The sequence below is a fragment of the Floridaenema flaviceps BLCC-F50 genome, assembly GCF_041929275.2.
GTDB classification, from domain to species: domain Bacteria; phylum Cyanobacteriota; class Cyanobacteriia; order Cyanobacteriales; family Aerosakkonemataceae; genus Floridanema; species Floridanema flaviceps.
The window spans coordinates 1,379,766-1,395,439 of record NZ_JBHFNR020000001.1; the positions used below are offsets into that span (position 1 = coordinate 1,379,766).

Below are 15,674 nucleotides of genomic sequence, written 5' to 3' on the forward strand. Positions count from 1 at the left end.
TCTGTTAGTTAAAGTGGCAAAAACTTCTGTAGAACTCAATTTGATTAAAATCATGAACCAAGTGTGGTCTAAAGCAAAACGTTACCTGCAATGGGTAATGTTAGGAGGAGTGCTATTTTTCTTCGCCAAAGCATTCAGCCGTCACTGGCAAGAAGTAGCAGCGATTAGAATAGATGGTTCAGGGATGCTATTTTTGGGGCTAGGTGTTACTTTGAGCTTATTAGCTTTTGCCTGGTCTGGTATAGTCTGGCATTGGACGTTAGGGGAGTTTAAGCAAAAACTTAAGCCCTTTTGGTTAGTCAAGCTTTACTTAAAAACTCATATTGCGAAATATTTACCTGGGCACGTTTGGCACTATTGTGGGAGAATTTGGGGCGTTAAGCAAGTGGGCGTACCCGGAGAAATTGCCACTATCAGCGTAATTATTGAACCTTTCTTGATGATAGCGGCGGCTTTAACGACTGCGATCGTCAGTTGTCTGATAGCGCGGGAAGGAACAAAAGATTTCCAGCATTTAAGTAATTCGGGTCTACAGATTCTTTCTTTGCTGGGTGTAATGTTAATTGTACATCCCAAGTTTTTAAATCCAGCACTGGTATTTTTGGGGAAAATTAAAGCCAAGAAAAATGGCTGCACTGGTATAGATTTGACACATTGCCGCATTCAAAGATATCCGATCAAGCTGCTAATTGCTGAATTAATTTTTGTTGCTTTTAGATGTAGCGGCTTTATCTTCACTTTCATGGCTTTACACCCAGTTGCACCTCATCAAATACCACTTTTGGTAAGTGGTTTTAGTTTAGCTTGGTTAGCAGCTTTGGTGTTACCTGGGGCACCCGGAGGCGTGGGGGTATTTGAAGCGGCGGCGATGATGATTTTGAGTAAATCATTTTCACCTGGAATTGTTTTGAGTGTGGTGGCTGTGTTCCGTTTAGTCACTATTTTAGCGGAAGCGATCGGTGCAGGTTTAGCTTATTTAGATGAACGTCGCACCAGAGAAACTTACCAATTAGCTTTAGTTGAAGAACGAGTTTTAGACAGGGAATTTGTTGGACTCAAATAAGGAAACATCCTGGTTCGTTGTGAGGACTTCAGTCCTGATTATTTAAGAATGTACGACTAAAGTCGCCACAACAAACTGTACGACTAAAGTCGTTACAACAAACTGTACGACTAAAGTCGCCACAACAAACAGTTTGACTAGATTCCGAAGACGCTGGTGATGGCACGTCCTACGTTGTTCGGCTGCATTGCGTCTACTGCTGCTGTGGGTTCATAGCCGCAATGTACCATGCAATCTTCACATTTGGGATTGCCGCTTTTGTGACCGTATTTACTCCAGTCTGTGTTGTCTAGCAGTTCTTGGAAGGTGGCGTAATGACCTTCGTTTAATAAGTAACAGGGTTTTTGCCAGCCTAAAACGCTGTAACTTGGACTTCCCCAAGGGGTGCATTCGTAATCTTTTTCCCCTGTGAGAAAGTCTAAAAATAGGGGGTTGTGGTTAAAGTTCCATTTCTTTTTCCCGGCTTTGTAGGGGGCTAAGATTTCCCGGAATAAGGCTTTTGTTTGTTCCCGTTTCAAGAAGTGTTCTTGATCTGGTGCCCATTCGTAACTGTAACCGGGAGAAATCATCATTCCGTCGATATTTAGGGTTTCGAGGAAGTCGAAAAACTCCTGCATTTCTTGAGGGTTTGCACCTTCAAAAACTGTGCTGTTTGTAGTTACCCGGAAACCTTTGGCTTTGGCGGCGTGAATGGTTTTTACTGCGGTGTCAAATACACCTTTGCGATCGACACATTTATCATGTAATTCCCGTAACCCATCTAAGTGAACGCTGAATGTTAGGTAAGGTGAAGGTTCAAATTTATCTAAGCTTTTTTCTAGTAAAATGCCGTTTGTACAAAGGTAAACGAATTTTTTCCGTTCGACTAATCCTTTAACTATTTGGTCAATTTGTGGATGTAAAAGTGGTTCTCCGCCCGGAATAGAAATTACTGGTGCGCCGCATTCTTCGGCAGCTTTGAAGCATTGTTCTGGGGTGAGGTTTTGCTTGAGAATGTCGGTTGGATGTTGAATTTTTCCGCATCCAGGACAAGCTAGATTGCAGCGAAACAGGGGCTCTAACATTAAAATTAAGGGATATTGTTTGCGCCCTTTCAATCGCTGACTTACAATATATTTGCCAACTTCAAAAGCTTGTAATAAGTTAATTGCCATTAAGTGTTTCTCTCCTCGTCACCTTGCGGAATTATACTTTAAATCTAACGCAAAATTTTTACTAAACCAATCTACGGCATTTTTTAATGCTGTGGGAATTGATGTTTGGGGTAAACCTAATTCTCGGACAGCTTTAGAAGCATCATAGTACATTTTTTGGGTGGACATTCGCACACCATCCAAGGGAACAAAAGGAGGTTTACCTAATGGTGCTAACACACATTCATCAATCCAAGCCACTGTCAAAGGTAGGAATGGGGGAACGGTGGTTTGTGGTGCGGGTATTCCGGTAATTGTTGAGAGTTGATCTAGCAATTGTTTGAGGGTGAGGTTTTGGTTTCCCAGAATATAGCGATCGCCCGTCTTCCCCTTTTCTAATGCTAACAAATGTCCTTGGGCAACATCTCGCACATCAATAAAGTTTAACCCAGTATCTATATAAAAAGGCATTTGTCGGCGGAGGAATTTTAAAATTATATCACCTGTGGGAGTGGGTTTGATATCCCAAGGGCCGATCGGACTACTAGGGTTAACAATTACCACATCTTGTCCTAATTTTACTGCTTTTTGTGCTTCTTGTTCTGCCCAAAACTTTGATTTTTTGTATTCGCCAATTAGCTTCTCTACTGGACTTTGGTACGTTTCGTCAGCGACTCCGCCTTCTTTTACGCCTATGGCGGCGACGGAACTGGTGTAAACGGTGCGATCGATCTTCGCTTTTCTGGCAGCAGCTAAAATGTTCTGGGTTCCTAACACATTTTGCTGATAAAGTGGCTCTTTATCTGATTGCCAAAGGGAGTAAAGGGCGGCTACGTGAAATAATACCTCACAACCAACCATTTTATCAGCAAGGTCTGGGTCGTTGAGGTCGCCTTTGACAATTTCGATATCTAAGTTTTGCAGGTTATCTAATTTGCTATTCGGACGAACTAAGGCTTTTACTTGATATCCCGACTGCAAAAGTAACCTGACTAAATTTGCGCCGATAAAACCAGTTCCGCCTGTGACAAAAGCTGTTTTAGTCATGGGTTATTTTAATTTAAAGCGCGATCGAAAATCATCTAACAAAGTGTAGACTACGGGAACAACTATTAAACTGAGTATAGTTGATGATACTAAACCACCTGCGATCGCAATTGCCATTGGTACTCGTAATTCTGAACCTGCACCTCTACTTATAGCTAAGGGCACCATACCCAAAATTGTCGATGCTGTTGTCATCATAATTGGGCGGAAACGGACTGGTCCTGCGGTTAAGATTGCTTCATTTCTTTCCATCTTGGCGTTGCGTAATTGGTTGATGTAATCTACTAGCAAAATAGCATTTTTGTTGCTAATTCCTAACAGAAAGACGAACCCAATTAAAGAGATCATTCCGAAGTCGCTGTTAGTTAAAAATAGTGCAAGTAAAGCACCCACCAATGCTAATGGTAAAGATAAGCCAACTACAAAAGGATCGCTCCAATTTTTAAACAGTAGCAACAATATTACTAGAATACAAAGCGCTGACAAAATTAAGGTTGTCCCAAAACTAGTAAATATTTCATTGCTGCGTGCAGAATCTCCACCTAAACTCAAAGTAACACCAGGGGGAATTATTGGTTCAGCAATAGCCAAAATTTTATCGGTAGCTTCACCAATGGTAATTCCTTGACCTAAATTAGCGCTAATATTAACTACTCGTCGTTGATCCTTGCGTTCGATTTGGAAAATAGCACCTTGTTCGTCAGTAGCACCTATTAAAGATACATCTTCTAGTCCGGGAATTTTGGTAATTTCGGCTTGAATTTCCCGCGCTGCTTTACTGCTGAGTGCTAAATCTTTGCCAATTAAACCAATTTGTAGGGGTTTTTGTCCACCTGTATCGATAAATTGAATATCCTCAATGCTGGTAGAAACTCCTGGTATTTCTGGTAATTGTTTACGAATTTTATCTTGAAATTGGGCGGTTGTAATTTGGCGTTTTGGCTTTAATTTAACGTAAAGATTGCCGCGATTTGGTTGTTGGGGACGAAGACCAACAATGGTGTATACTGTTTCTACTTCGGGCGCTTTTCTTACTACTGCTTCGAGTTGTTTAGCGACATTTAAAGAATCTTGCAAAGGATTGCTTTGTTCTCCGGGAACTTGTAACCAAGAAGGAAGTAGGGAAGAATATGATTGCGGCGCTGTGTAACTAATATTAAATTCACCGCGATCGAGTTTTGGGATAAAACCTTTAGGAATAAATGGAATTAACGCCACACCTCCAATTAAACTTAAAGTTGCTATTCCCACCACAATGCGTCGATGACCCAAAGACCATTTTAAAACCTGACGATAAGCAGCAGCGAACTTTAACCAAATTCTTTGTTCTCGACGAGTTCCTTTGTTAGCTGGACATTTAATCCAATAAATTGCTAACACAGGTGATAATGTTCTGGCGACTAGCCAGGAAGCGATCATAGCAGCGGAGACGGTAATACCGAAAGGCTGGAAAAATTGACCGATCACACCTCTCATCAATGCGATCGGCAAAAACACGGCTACAGCTGTTAAAGTGGTTGCTGTTACTGTTAAACCTATTTCTCTGGTAGCGTTTAATGCAGCGTTGCGGGGAGTTTCGCCGTTTTCAACGTGGCGAGTAATGTTTTCCACATCGACGATCGCATCATCGATAATACTCCCAATAACTAAGGCTAAAGCTAACAGCGTAATTGTTTCCAAATTAAAGCCAAAAAATGCCATCACGATGAAAGTTCCCAACAAAGAAATTGGGATCGCTAAGGCGGAAATAAAAGTTGCTCGCCAGTTCCACAAAAAGGGGTAAATTACGATTACCGATAAAACGATCGCTTCAATTAAAGCATCGATCGTGGCTTGGGTGGCAGCTTTAATGTAATCTGCTTGCGTGGTGGCTAAAAGAATTTTGACATCGGGTAATTGCGATCGCAACTTCTCCACTTGCTTTTCCACATCTGCCGTTAATTCTAAGGCGTTAGCGTCACCTTTTTTCACTACTTGAAAAGCTAGTGCATCGTTTCCATTAAACCTAACTGCGGAAGTTTGTTTGTTGGCATTTCCCGTTGTTCCGCCTAATAGGTTAACTGTCTGCACTCCTGGTAATTTAGCAATACTGGGAACAATTTGTTTTTGGGCTATTTGTGTTAACTGGGTGGGATTTTTTGTCGAACTGTCAATGGCGTAGCTAACGACAGCAGACTCATTTAAGTTAATCGGAATTACATTTAGCTTTGTCCCCGATGGAAAAGCCAAAGGTTTAAGTTTAGCTTCTACTTGCTGTTTCGCGTCGTCTAAATTTGTCCCCACCTGAAAAGCTAAATTAACTAATGATTGTTGAGGATAGGAAGAAGAGTTAATGTTTTTTAACCTGGTAATATCTTTTACCGAGTTCTCAATAGGTATGGTGAGTGAAGTTTCGACTTCTGTCGCTTGGGGGAGAGAGGAAGAAGCACTGACGACGACTACAGGAAAAGTGATATTAGGGAAAAGGGCGTATTTTAGGGAACTAAAAGCCAAAAGTCCCGCTACCACAACGGCGATCCAAAAGCCGATCGTGAGGCGAGGATGAGCGATCGCTACCCTAGAAATGTTAAACTTTTCTCTTTTTGACACTTTGGGAGTTGGCTTTTGCATAGGGAAAATATAGCCCACACTGGATAAGCTTACTAGCAATCCTTTTTTTCCCATCCTACCTGCGTGACAGTTGATAATCTGTAATAATCGCCATGTAGTTAACAAGTCTACCTAAAGGTATAGGTTAGAGAGACGATGAGGGAGTGTAACGGATGAAAATCGGTTCTGAGGCGCATAAGCAGCTATTTTGTCGATCGTTCATGGATAGCCATTTAAAGTATGAACCCGAAAAGTTACCTTGGCCCGCATTGGATGAGGAAGCTTTACAACGCTTGCGGGGTATTCCCTTTTGGGAAGAAGCGCTGTCTACGGAACGGAATGCTGGGACAATGGTGAAAGCTTTTGCGGATACGATCGAAGATCCGACAATACGAGAAGCGATCGCCCTACAAGGCATGGAAGAAGCCCGTCATGCCAGACTAATTGAATTCATGGTAAACCATTATCAAATTGAAACTCCCATGCGTCCAGCCAAAGCTGTACCGGAAAATATTGAACAGGAATTTATCAAATTTGGTTATGGTGAATGTTTTGATTCCTACTTTGCTTTCGGCTTATTTGGTATTGCCAGAAATTCCGGCTTTGTCCCCGAGCAATTTTTCGCCATTTTCGATCCAGTAATTCACGAAGAAGCCCGTCACATTGTCTTTTTTGTGAATTGGATTGCTTATAAACAAATCAAAGAAGGTAGAGGCGCAAAAATTTTCCGAAGTGCCAATTCTTTATGGCAATATGGCAACGCATTAAAGCGCAGATTGGGCAGTTTTAAAGGTACTAAAAAAGGCAGTGGCAAAGGTTTTACCGCTAGTGGCGCTAAGTCCGTAACAACTGGGTTAACTTTTGAAAAATTCCTCGCTACTTGCATTCAAGAATATGACAAACGCATGAGTGTTTTTGAACCAGAATTATTACGCCCTGAGTTTCTTTTATCTGCTACAAAAACCGCTTACGGTACTCTCAAACTTCTACCAACTTAGTAATTGTAGGGTGCGTTACGTTATCACTAACGCACCATCCACTGACAAATGACTAATCACAAATGACAAATGACAAATGACTAATCACCAATTAATCATTTTAGTTCCTAAAGGAGCCGAATATAATGCTGTTTGCCGAGGTGTAAAATACCCAGATCCCCGACTTCTTCAAGAAGTCGGGGATCTAGAATCCAAGGTTTTCTCAATTCCTGTGGGTGTGAAAGCTTTAACTCAATATTTGGAAAATGATTTTTCTGCTTTTCCATCTAAAGTTTTAATCATGGGGTTGTGTGGTAGCCTCTCACCTAAATATAAGGTGGGAGATGTGGTTTTGTATGAAAGTTGTGTTTATGGGGGAGAGGTGTGGGAGTGCGATCGCAATTTCACCACCCAACTTTACCACCACCTCAAAACCAAAGCTACTTTAGTTAAAAGTTTAACCAGTGATTCAGTTGTTTACTCAACTTCCGAAAAACGCCGTTTGATGGAAAATTTTCCAGCAGAAGTAGTTGATATGGAAGGTTTCGCTGCTTTAAAGGTTTTGAGTCAAAAAGGAATTTCTGTAGCAATGTTAAGAGTAGTGAGTTCACAACACAACATTCCTAACCTTAACTCAGCAATTGACGATCGGGGAAATCTACAACCTTTGCCTTTAGCTTGGGAAATGATTACCACCAATCGCTGCATTTAACTTAGTTAAAGGTTCGCTGCAAGGGCTAAAATTATTACAGCAGGTAGCAAGTGAATTAAACAAATGTCATCTCCTTTCCCTGGAATGAATCCTTATTTAGAACTTCCGGTTTTATGGTCTGAATTTCACAACCGTTTGATTGTGGCACTTTCAGATGTGCTAACACCGCAACTGCGACCAAAATATTATGCAGTAGTAGAAAGTCGGACATATTTAGATGATGGAGATTCGGATTTACTAGTAGAGATTCCAGATACAATTGTGTTATCAGTGAAAGGAAATGATACACCTTCCCAATCTCCCAATGTTACCACTAAAACTCAGCCAAAGCAAATTCAATTGCCGATGCCAACAGAGGTAAAAGAACGATTTTTAGAGATCCGGGAAGTTGGAACTCATGCAGTTATAACGGCGATCGAAGTATTGTCGCCTAAAAATAAGCGTCAGGGAGAAGGGCGATCGATCTACCAAAAAAAACGCCTGCGAATTTTAGGCAGCAGTTCTCATTTTATTGAAATTGATTTACTGCGCGATCATTCACCAATGCCGATGATTGGTGTTGATGAAGCAAGCGATTATCGAATTGTTGTCAGTCGTGCAAATACTCGTCCATTAGCAGATCTTTATGCTTTTAAATTACAGGAAACTATTCCCAATTTTGCTTTGCCATTGAAACCAGAAGATGCAGAATTAGAGGTAAATTTGCAATCGATTTTGCTTGATGTGTACGATCGCGGCAGCTACGATTTCCGCATTGATTACAATCAACCTGTACCACCACCTAAATTATCTGAAGCCGATCGAATTTTGGTCGATTAATTATTAGCTATAATACGGTAGAAAAACCGCAACTTTAGTTGCAGGGACACGATCATGGTACAAACAATTACAGCCAAAGAAATCACATTACGTTACCTTATCGATAATTTCGGGATTCAATTAGTCACTAACGATGAATTCTTTCGAGAATGGCAAGATGAATTACCAGAAATTAGCGATTTAGAAAGACAACTTTTAGACAAAGTAAAAGCGGGATATTTCAATCTTCTTACTTACCCACCCTTGCTAGAAGATGGAATTAGAATGGCAATTTTAGACCCTATTCTTTTCATCGGAGATTTCTACTTATCTCCTTTCAATGTTACTTCTGAAAAATCTGTAGAATTAGCAGTAGAAGATCAAGGAGTTATCATCACCGGAAGAATTGATACTTTAATCTTGAAAAACCAATTTTGGGTGATGGTAATTGAGTCAAAAAGGGCTTCTTTTTCCATCGAAGCCGGACTCGCCCAAATCCTTAGTTATATGCTGACTAATCCTCATCCAAATCAACCTTGTTTTGGCTTAATTACCAATGGGGGAAGTTTCATTTTCATCAAGTTAGTTAAAGGAGAAACTCCCCGATATGCTACCTCCAATATATTTGAAATTCGCAATCAAGGAAATCAACTATATGACGTTTTGAAAATATTTAAACGCCTGAGTCGCTAAACTACCCAGATCCCCGACTTCTTTAAGAAGTCGGGGATCTAGATTCGGTAAACTCTACCTTTCCAAGCGCCACCTTTTCCGCGCCAATGTCGCCAAGCAGAGTCGATCGTCATTAAGTTGTAAAGTAGAGCAATTATTGGTAAACAAAAAGCGAAAATTGGGGAACAATGGTATAATTTGATGGTGGGGAAATAAGCGATCGCCATCAGCAACCAAGTTATTAAGCCTGGGAGTGCGATCGCCAAATTCCCCGTCAACAACCCACCAATTAAAGCCAATGGTGGAACCAAATAAACTAAAGTCATCCCCAGCACAGTTCCCAACAATAAAAACGGCGAATAATTGAGTTGAGTATATGCCGTTCTCGCTACCATATCCCAAATACTTTCTAAAGATGGATAAGGGCGTAAACTGCGAGTTGATTGAGTTAAACCTAACCAAATTTTACCAGGATTTTTCACCGCAGCAGCTAAAGCACAATCATCAATTAAGGCTTGTTTCACTCTTTCAATTCCGCCAATTTGGGTTAAAGTTTCCCGCTTAATTAAAATACAGCCTCCCGCAGCAGCAGCAATAGATTTATTAGGATTATTTACCAAAGGAAAGGGGTAAAGCTTTTGAAAGAAAAACACAAAAGCCGGAATTAACAGCTTTTCCCAAAAACTCTCACAACGCAGCAAAACCATTAAAGAAACTAAATCTAAATTTTCTTGTTTTGCTTTAGTGACTAATTCGTAAAGATTTGTTGAATGATGTTGAATATCCGCATCGGTTAAGAGAAAATAATCAGGTAATGGGTTGAGAGTTTCGGCGTAACGAATCCCTTGTTCCATTGCCCAAAGTTTGCCACTCCAACCAGCAGGTAAAGGGGTGCCAGAAATAATATGTAATTGTTCGGTTTTATTTAATTGTTTAGCAAGTTCTTGGGCGATTATTGCCGTATTATCGGTGCTATTATCATCAACTAAGACGATCGCGAAAGAACCGGGATAGGATTGTTGAAAAAGCGATCGCAAACTAAAAGCAATCACCTCCGCCTCATTCCGTGCGGGGATGACAGCACAAATTGTCGGATAATCTTTTAATAGCGGTGCTTCTGGAGAGAGAACAGGTAACAGTTGATTACAACGCCAAAACTGACCCCGAAAAGCAAGTAAGAATATCCAAATTAGCAAAGAGAGAAAGGTTAGGAGTGAGGGAAGATTTGCGATCGGCATAAGTTAAAATAACTAACATCAAAAAGCAGGATACAACATTTCCCAAGTACGTAGTTGCGCTTCAGCGCTTTATTTAGCGCTGAAGCGCAACTACGTACTTGCTACTGCGGACATTCCCAACCTAAAACCATTTGACCATTTTCCAACTTATAAACCCCTTGCGCCTCAATAATTCGCCCATTAACTTCTGACCTTTCAGAAGAGTTATTTTCCGGGATAGAACGCACTTCACCAGTAGGCAAAGGCGACATCAAACCATCCCCCGGACGATATTGAAACCCATCATTCCCAGTAATATAAAAAGTTCCAGTTTCCTTTCTCCTAGCAACACAACCTTTAGGAACTAATCGCGAAACATCAACCGCATTTTCTGGTAAATTCACCAACCCCGAACTAGGGTCAACTTCAGGAGTATTAATTTCAACTGTACCGCTAAACTGAGGGCCGAGTTTAGAAGTAGCAGTAATATCACTTTCAGGTGTGCTATCAGGACGAAACTTAGTACCAAAAATGCCTTGAGCATTGATAATAACTCGTCCACCAAAACTATCTTCAGCATTGGCGCTAATATCGCTATTTTCTAAAGCAGCTAAAACATCAGTGTTGATAATAATATTGCCGCCTGTAGCTTTACCTGTAGCGTTGGTAGAAATTTCGCTGCCACGACGCATAATTAAAGAAGAAGTTTGCACGTTAATATTACCTTTAGAACCTGCTGTACTTGTAGCTCTCAATACTCCCCCATTGTTAATTAAAATAGAACCTGCTGTCACCTGTATATTGCCAGCTGCCCCAGTGCCAAAACTGCCAGCACTAAGACTTGCCCCATCTCGCACAATTAATCGCCCAGTATTTATTATCAAGTTTCCCCCATTGCCAGCGCCTTCAGTGCTAGCGAATAAGCCGGAAAACCGACCATCTGTACCTTTTCCTGTTAATTCGACTATTTCAGCTGTAACCTTTAAATCACCTGCCTTTCCTGTACCACGAGTACCAGACGATATTTGTGCCCCATCTCGGACAATGAAACTTCTGGCATTAATATTTAAAATTCCGCCATTGCCAGTCCCACCAGTTTCAACAGATAAATTACTTTTTGTTCCCATTATCTCAACTACATCGGCTGTAATTGTTAAACTGCCTCCTTTTCCAGCATCTAAAGTGCCAGCTATTATTAATCCCTCGCTTTGAACAATTAATGACTTAGTTTTAATACTTATGTTTCCAGCATCACCAGTTCCTAGAGTACTAGCTGATACCATCGCATCATTACTAACAACTAATTGCCCAGTTTCAAGTATTATGTCTCCCCCATCGCCATTTCCATAAGTATTAGCCGACAGAAGACTACCGTTAATTTCTATTGACTCACTGGCAGTTACCGTCAATGTTCCCCCTCGTCCTTGACCAAAAGAGGAATTTACTATGTAAGACTGATCATTAAGCAGCAACTTTCCGGTTTCAATGGTAATTTTTCCACCATTGCCAGTCGCTTGTTCCATTGGAACAGTATTAGCAAATATATAGCTCTTATTGTTCAATTCCACTGCTTCGGTTGCTTGTAGCAAAATGTTACCAGCGTTTCCCTCTCCACCAGTAAAAGTAATAATGTTGCCTTGTATGAGAGTTAATCTTTTAGTTTCTACAGTGATGTTACCACCATTGCCTTTCGCCCCAGGTAGAACAGTAGCTCTTAGTCTACTTCCAAAGGGTTCAGGGTCGGCTGATTTTCCTAATAGTTCTACTGCTTCTGTTGCCCGAATGTAAATATTGCCCGAATTTCCTACACCAGAAGTTCCAGTAGATATTTCACCTCCATTACGAATGCTTAACTGCTTGGTATTGATACTGATATCTCCACCTTGCCCTACTCCAAAGGATACTGAACTAGAAATTCTGCTAGGAAAATTTTGGCTATCGGTTCCCACGACCTCTACCAGTTCGTTAGCTTGTATCCGAACATTGCCAGCATCTCCTTTACCATAAGTATTGGCAGAAATACTTCCACCGTCGCGGAGGCTCAACACCTGAGTATCAATATTAATATCACCCCCGGAACCTATACTATTTACTGACACATCTGTATCAATGCTGCTAGAAAATCTAAAAGTTTTACCGTCTTCAAAGTTTCTAGTTCTCCCGGTTCCAACTACTTCTACCTGTTCACTGGCTTTTATTTGGATACTCCCGCCCTTCCCTTGACCAAATACTCTTGCCGAAACTTGACCACCATCTCGAATACTTAATCTTTCAGTTTCAATAGTCAAATTTCCACCGTTACCAACTCCACTGGGTGAAACATTAGAATCTAGGCTACTGGATAAGCCCGGTAATTCAGGAGTGACTAGCCCTTCTCCCACAACTTCTACTAAATCTCTTGCTTTCACTAGTAGATTACCTGCATTTCCCTGACCAGAGGTTGCTGTAGAAACATTGCCTCCATCGCGAATGCTCAATGTACCCGTTTCAATTGTTAGATTACCACCTAACCCTCTGATGCCTTCCCCTAGACCAACTCCAGCTGATAGCTCTGTTTCAAGTCCATTGGGCATCGTTCCCAAAACTTCCACAGAATCTTTAGCTTGTACCAGTAAATTTCCGCCGTTTCCAGTTCCTCTAGTTTCTGTTGAAACAAATGCACCATCTTTAATAATTAATCGTCCAGTTTCAATCGTCATGTCTCCAGCATTTCCCGCACCACTGGTTAAGGTTGTTAAAGTGCTGCGAAAGTTTCCATCAGCAGAAGTACCATTCACTTGTACCTCTTCTCTAGCATTAATAAATAAATTTCCCGCCTTACCTTCACCAGAAGTAAAACTGGAAACTTCTGCACCATCCTGAATAATTAATTTTCCCGTTTCAATTCTCAAATCTCCAGAATTTCCCGACCCATTAGACCCAGAAGTAAGTAAACTGCTAGATTTACCATTAGCAGAAATACCACTCACTTTTACTTCTTCGGAAGCGCGAACAGTTAAGTTTCCTCCCTCTCCTTTGCCCGAAGTCCGAGTTGAAACAAATGCACCATTTTGGACAATTAATCGACCTGTTTCAATAGTCATGTTTCCGGCATTTCCGGCATTATTTGTCTGTGTTGCTAAAGCGCTGCTAAACTTTCCATCAGCAGAAATGCCATTAACTTGTACTTCTTGGGAAGCTTGAATGTTTAAGTCTCCTCCCTGTCCTTTGCTGGAAGCCCCAGTTGATATAAATGCTCCATCACGAATAGTTAATCGCCCAGTATCAATGGTTAAATTCCCGGCTTTTCCACCCGCATTACTAAATGTTTGCAAACTAGTGCGAAACAAACCATCAGCAGAAATTCCACTTACTTCTACTGAATCTTTTGCCTTAACAATCAAATTCCCAGCATCACCCGAACTAAATGTACCACTAACTAAAAACGAACCACCAAAAAGACTTAACTGTTCTGCTTCAACAGTGACACTTTTCCCATTTTCATTCCCAATTGTATTTGCACCAATACTCGATATTTCATTAAGACTTATCTTTCCCCCACGAACTCGAATCTCTCCCGCACCTTCTCCTGATGCTGCTACCGCAGATAACTGCGACATTTGAATTTCACCAAAGTTGGAAATATTTTCATATCCCAAAACAAATCCGGTTTCTGTGGGATTTAAATTAACCACACCGGAATTAACACTTCCGATTTCAATTCGTCCTTGCCTAACTGTAACTAATCCACCATTAAATGTTAAATTTCCCCCAACTAAGGCTATAGTTTTTCCTGGTTGTACAAGCAATCCTTGAGGATTGTTGAGAAAATCCTGTTCAAATGCTATCAATCTAGCTGCTTGTTGTTCGAGTGTTTCTCCTTCTACTGGCAAAGGGCGATTTAATCCGGTTCCATTAACTGTAATATTGCCTGGATTTGTACCCATTTGCAAGCCAATGGGTACATTAATACTTAGTAAAGGTGTAGCTTGGGGATTTGTCGCACTAAATTCTGTGCCATCGGCAAATTTAAAACTATTAGCAGTAGTCGCTAAAAATGAACCGCCGATATTTAATCTGGCATTTGGCCCAAAAATAATTCCATTAGGATTGAGTAAAAATAAGTTTGCAACACCATTAGCACGAATTAATCCGTCAATGTTAGAAATTGACCGACCTGTGACTCGACTAAATATATTTCGGATATCGAATGCGTTGTTGAAAAATGCTTCTCCCCCTGTGGGAATAGAGAATTCTTGAAAGCTATGGAATAGATTAGTACCTGCTCTGGTTCCACCTTCAATTACATTAATATTACCATTTGGTGTAACAGTAGTGTTAACTGTATTATCTGGGATAATTTGTGCTGTCGCTGGGTAGGCGGCTAATAATGTTAAGAGAGTGCTGGTTTGGGCGATGTAGAATAACGAAGGTGAGGGTTTCATTTGGGTTGGTAGATGGTTTTCTCAAATATACAATGTTATTAAGGGCGATTGAAATCGCGGCTACACATACAAAGTCCGCCTGCGCGGACTAAGGAAATTTTATTGTGAAACCGAAGGGGCGAGTTTTGATTTTAATCTTGGTTCTGGGGATTTGAATTTTTTGGCTAAACTTGCTCCTAGTTAGGTTGTATTAATGTTAGTTGGTAGTTGCAAATATTGAGATCCCCCCTAACCCCCCTTAATAAGGGGGGAACTGGATTTGGATTTGAAGTTTGCCTTTTTCCATCGGGGAAATTCCTTCAAAGTCCCGCTGTTCAAATCAAAGTCCCGCTGTTCAAATCAAAGTCCCGCTGTTCAAATCAAAGTCCCGCTGTTCAAATCAAAGTCCCGCTGTTCAAATCAAAGTCCCGCTGTTCAAATCAAAGTCCCCCTTGTTAAGGGGGATAATGGGGGATCTTTTCCTTGACTATAAATAACAAAAGCGCCCCGACAAATTGAGGGGCGTTTAATGTATTTCAAGTAGGATAAATGTTCGCTTAACGATATGCTTTGCGATTGAAGTAATTCCAAATCCAAATGGCAACTATAGCGCCTAAAACTGCGAGAAAAAGTCCAGGGAGACTCAGAGTTGCAGCCGTAAGTTGCAGACTTCCTGTTTGCAATAAAGTGGCTAAAGTTCCGCCAACGAAAGCACCAACAATACCGAGAAGTAGCGTAGCTAAAATCCCACCGCCTTGATATCCGGGATAAATAGCTTTAGCGATCGCACCAGCCAACAAACCTAAAATTACCCAAGCCACAATATTCATGATTAACTCTCCTTTTTAACTTCTTTATTTCATGTTTTTAGATTAACAAATACTCATCCATGCACCATCACCCCAACGATATAATCTACTAGATAGAACTTTCAAATTAACAACAATAAAGTATGTAAAAAACTAATCTAATAGTGATTACTGTTGCCATTGAAAGGCAAATTCTGTTATAAAACGCAACAATCCTTTATGCTGAATTAAAGCAGAAGTGAACTAGAGTGAAC

11 protein-coding genes are annotated in these 15,674 nt (G+C 40.8%); 5 read left to right on the forward strand and 6 right to left on the reverse strand.

Going from position 1 to position 15,674, the window contains the following annotated elements:
• Positions 1–13: 13 nt before the first annotated feature.
• Positions 14–1,063, forward strand: coding sequence for a lysylphosphatidylglycerol synthase domain-containing protein (locus ACE1CI_RS06615; RefSeq protein WP_496615281.1), 1,050 nt, complete (start codon positions 14–16; stop codon positions 1,061–1,063).
• A gap of 137 nt (positions 1,064–1,200) precedes the next feature.
• On the opposite strand, the gene hpnH is transcribed toward ACE1CI_RS06615, so the two are convergent.
• Genes hpnH through ACE1CI_RS06630 form a run of 3 tightly spaced genes read right to left on the reverse strand, consistent with a single transcriptional unit; the run spans position 1,201 to position 5,853 of the window.
• A complete protein-coding gene (hpnH, locus tag ACE1CI_RS06620) occupies positions 1,201–2,217 on the reverse strand; it encodes an adenosyl-hopene transferase HpnH (protein ID WP_496615282.1) in 1,017 nt (338 codons plus the stop codon).
• 18 nt (positions 2,218–2,235) lie between these two features.
• On the reverse strand, positions 2,236–3,243 hold the full coding sequence (gene hpnA, locus ACE1CI_RS06625) for a hopanoid-associated sugar epimerase (RefSeq protein ID WP_413265992.1): 1,008 nt from the start codon (positions 3,241–3,243) through the stop codon (positions 2,236–2,238).
• Between the two features lie 3 nt (positions 3,244–3,246).
• Entirely contained in the window at positions 3,247–5,853 is a 2,607-nt protein-coding gene (locus ACE1CI_RS06630) for an efflux RND transporter permease subunit (RefSeq protein WP_413265991.1), read from the reverse strand.
• A gap of 152 nt (positions 5,854–6,005) precedes the next feature.
• Between ACE1CI_RS06630 and ACE1CI_RS06635 the strand changes: the two genes are divergently transcribed.
• The 4 genes from ACE1CI_RS06635 (at position 6,006) to ACE1CI_RS06650 (ending at position 9,012) form a co-directional block, all read left to right on the forward strand.
• Positions 6,006–6,830: a ferritin-like domain-containing protein gene (locus ACE1CI_RS06635; RefSeq protein ID WP_413265990.1), complete on the forward strand. Its 825-nt coding sequence runs from the start codon at positions 6,006–6,008 to the stop codon at positions 6,828–6,830.
• 76 nt (positions 6,831–6,906) lie between these two features.
• The gene (locus ACE1CI_RS06640) at positions 6,907–7,521 is read left to right on the forward strand and encodes a phosphorylase family protein (RefSeq protein WP_496615283.1); all 615 of its coding nucleotides are present in this window, start codon (positions 6,907–6,909) and stop codon (positions 7,519–7,521) included.
• 63 nt (positions 7,522–7,584) lie between these two features.
• Positions 7,585–8,340, forward strand: a complete 756-nt coding sequence (locus tag ACE1CI_RS06645) for a DUF4058 family protein (RefSeq protein WP_413265988.1) — start codon at positions 7,585–7,587, stop codon at positions 8,338–8,340.
• A gap of 54 nt (positions 8,341–8,394) precedes the next feature.
• Positions 8,395–9,012, forward strand: a complete 618-nt coding sequence (locus tag ACE1CI_RS06650) for a type I restriction endonuclease (RefSeq protein ID WP_413265987.1) — start codon at positions 8,395–8,397, stop codon at positions 9,010–9,012.
• A 38-nt stretch (positions 9,013–9,050) separates the two neighbouring features.
• Here ACE1CI_RS06650 and ACE1CI_RS06655 read toward each other — a convergent pair whose 3' ends face one another.
• The 3 genes from ACE1CI_RS06655 to ACE1CI_RS06665 form a co-directional block, all read right to left on the reverse strand.
• A complete protein-coding gene (locus tag ACE1CI_RS06655; protein ID WP_413265986.1) occupies positions 9,051–10,229 on the reverse strand; it encodes a glycosyltransferase in 1,179 nt (392 codons plus the stop codon).
• Positions 10,230–10,330: 101 nt separating this feature from the next.
• On the reverse strand, positions 10,331–14,632 hold the full coding sequence (locus ACE1CI_RS06660; RefSeq protein WP_496615284.1) for a two-partner secretion domain-containing protein: 4,302 nt from the start codon (positions 14,630–14,632) through the stop codon (positions 10,331–10,333).
• 536 nt (positions 14,633–15,168) lie between these two features.
• A complete protein-coding gene (locus ACE1CI_RS06665; RefSeq protein WP_413267220.1) occupies positions 15,169–15,441 on the reverse strand; it encodes a GlsB/YeaQ/YmgE family stress response membrane protein in 273 nt (90 codons plus the stop codon).
• Between the last annotated feature and the right edge of the window lie 233 nt (positions 15,442–15,674).

Coding starts and splice junctions, on each gene's coding strand:
- hpnH (WP_496615282.1), bottom strand. CDS start 2,217: ATGGCAATTAACTTATTACAAGCTTTTGAAGTTGGCAAATATATTGTA.
- ACE1CI_RS06630 (WP_413265991.1), bottom strand. CDS start 5,853: ATGCAAAAGCCAACTCCCAAAGTGTCAAAAAGAGAAAAGTTTAACATT.
- ACE1CI_RS06645 (WP_413265988.1), top strand. CDS start 7,585: ATGTCATCTCCTTTCCCTGGAATGAATCCTTATTTAGAACTTCCGGTT.
- ACE1CI_RS06665 (WP_413267220.1), bottom strand. CDS start 15,441: ATGAATATTGTGGCTTGGGTAATTTTAGGTTTGTTGGCTGGTGCGATC.
- ACE1CI_RS06655 (WP_413265986.1), bottom strand. CDS start 10,229: ATGCCGATCGCAAATCTTCCCTCACTCCTAACCTTTCTCTCTTTGCTA.
- ACE1CI_RS06635 (WP_413265990.1), top strand. CDS start 6,006: ATGAAAATCGGTTCTGAGGCGCATAAGCAGCTATTTTGTCGATCGTTC.
- hpnA (WP_413265992.1), bottom strand. CDS start 3,243: ATGACTAAAACAGCTTTTGTCACAGGCGGAACTGGTTTTATCGGCGCA.
- ACE1CI_RS06650 (WP_413265987.1), top strand. CDS start 8,395: ATGGTACAAACAATTACAGCCAAAGAAATCACATTACGTTACCTTATC.
- ACE1CI_RS06640 (WP_496615283.1), top strand. CDS start 6,907: ATGACTAATCACCAATTAATCATTTTAGTTCCTAAAGGAGCCGAATAT.
- ACE1CI_RS06660 (WP_496615284.1), bottom strand. CDS start 14,632: ATGAAACCCTCACCTTCGTTATTCTACATCGCCCAAACCAGCACTCTC.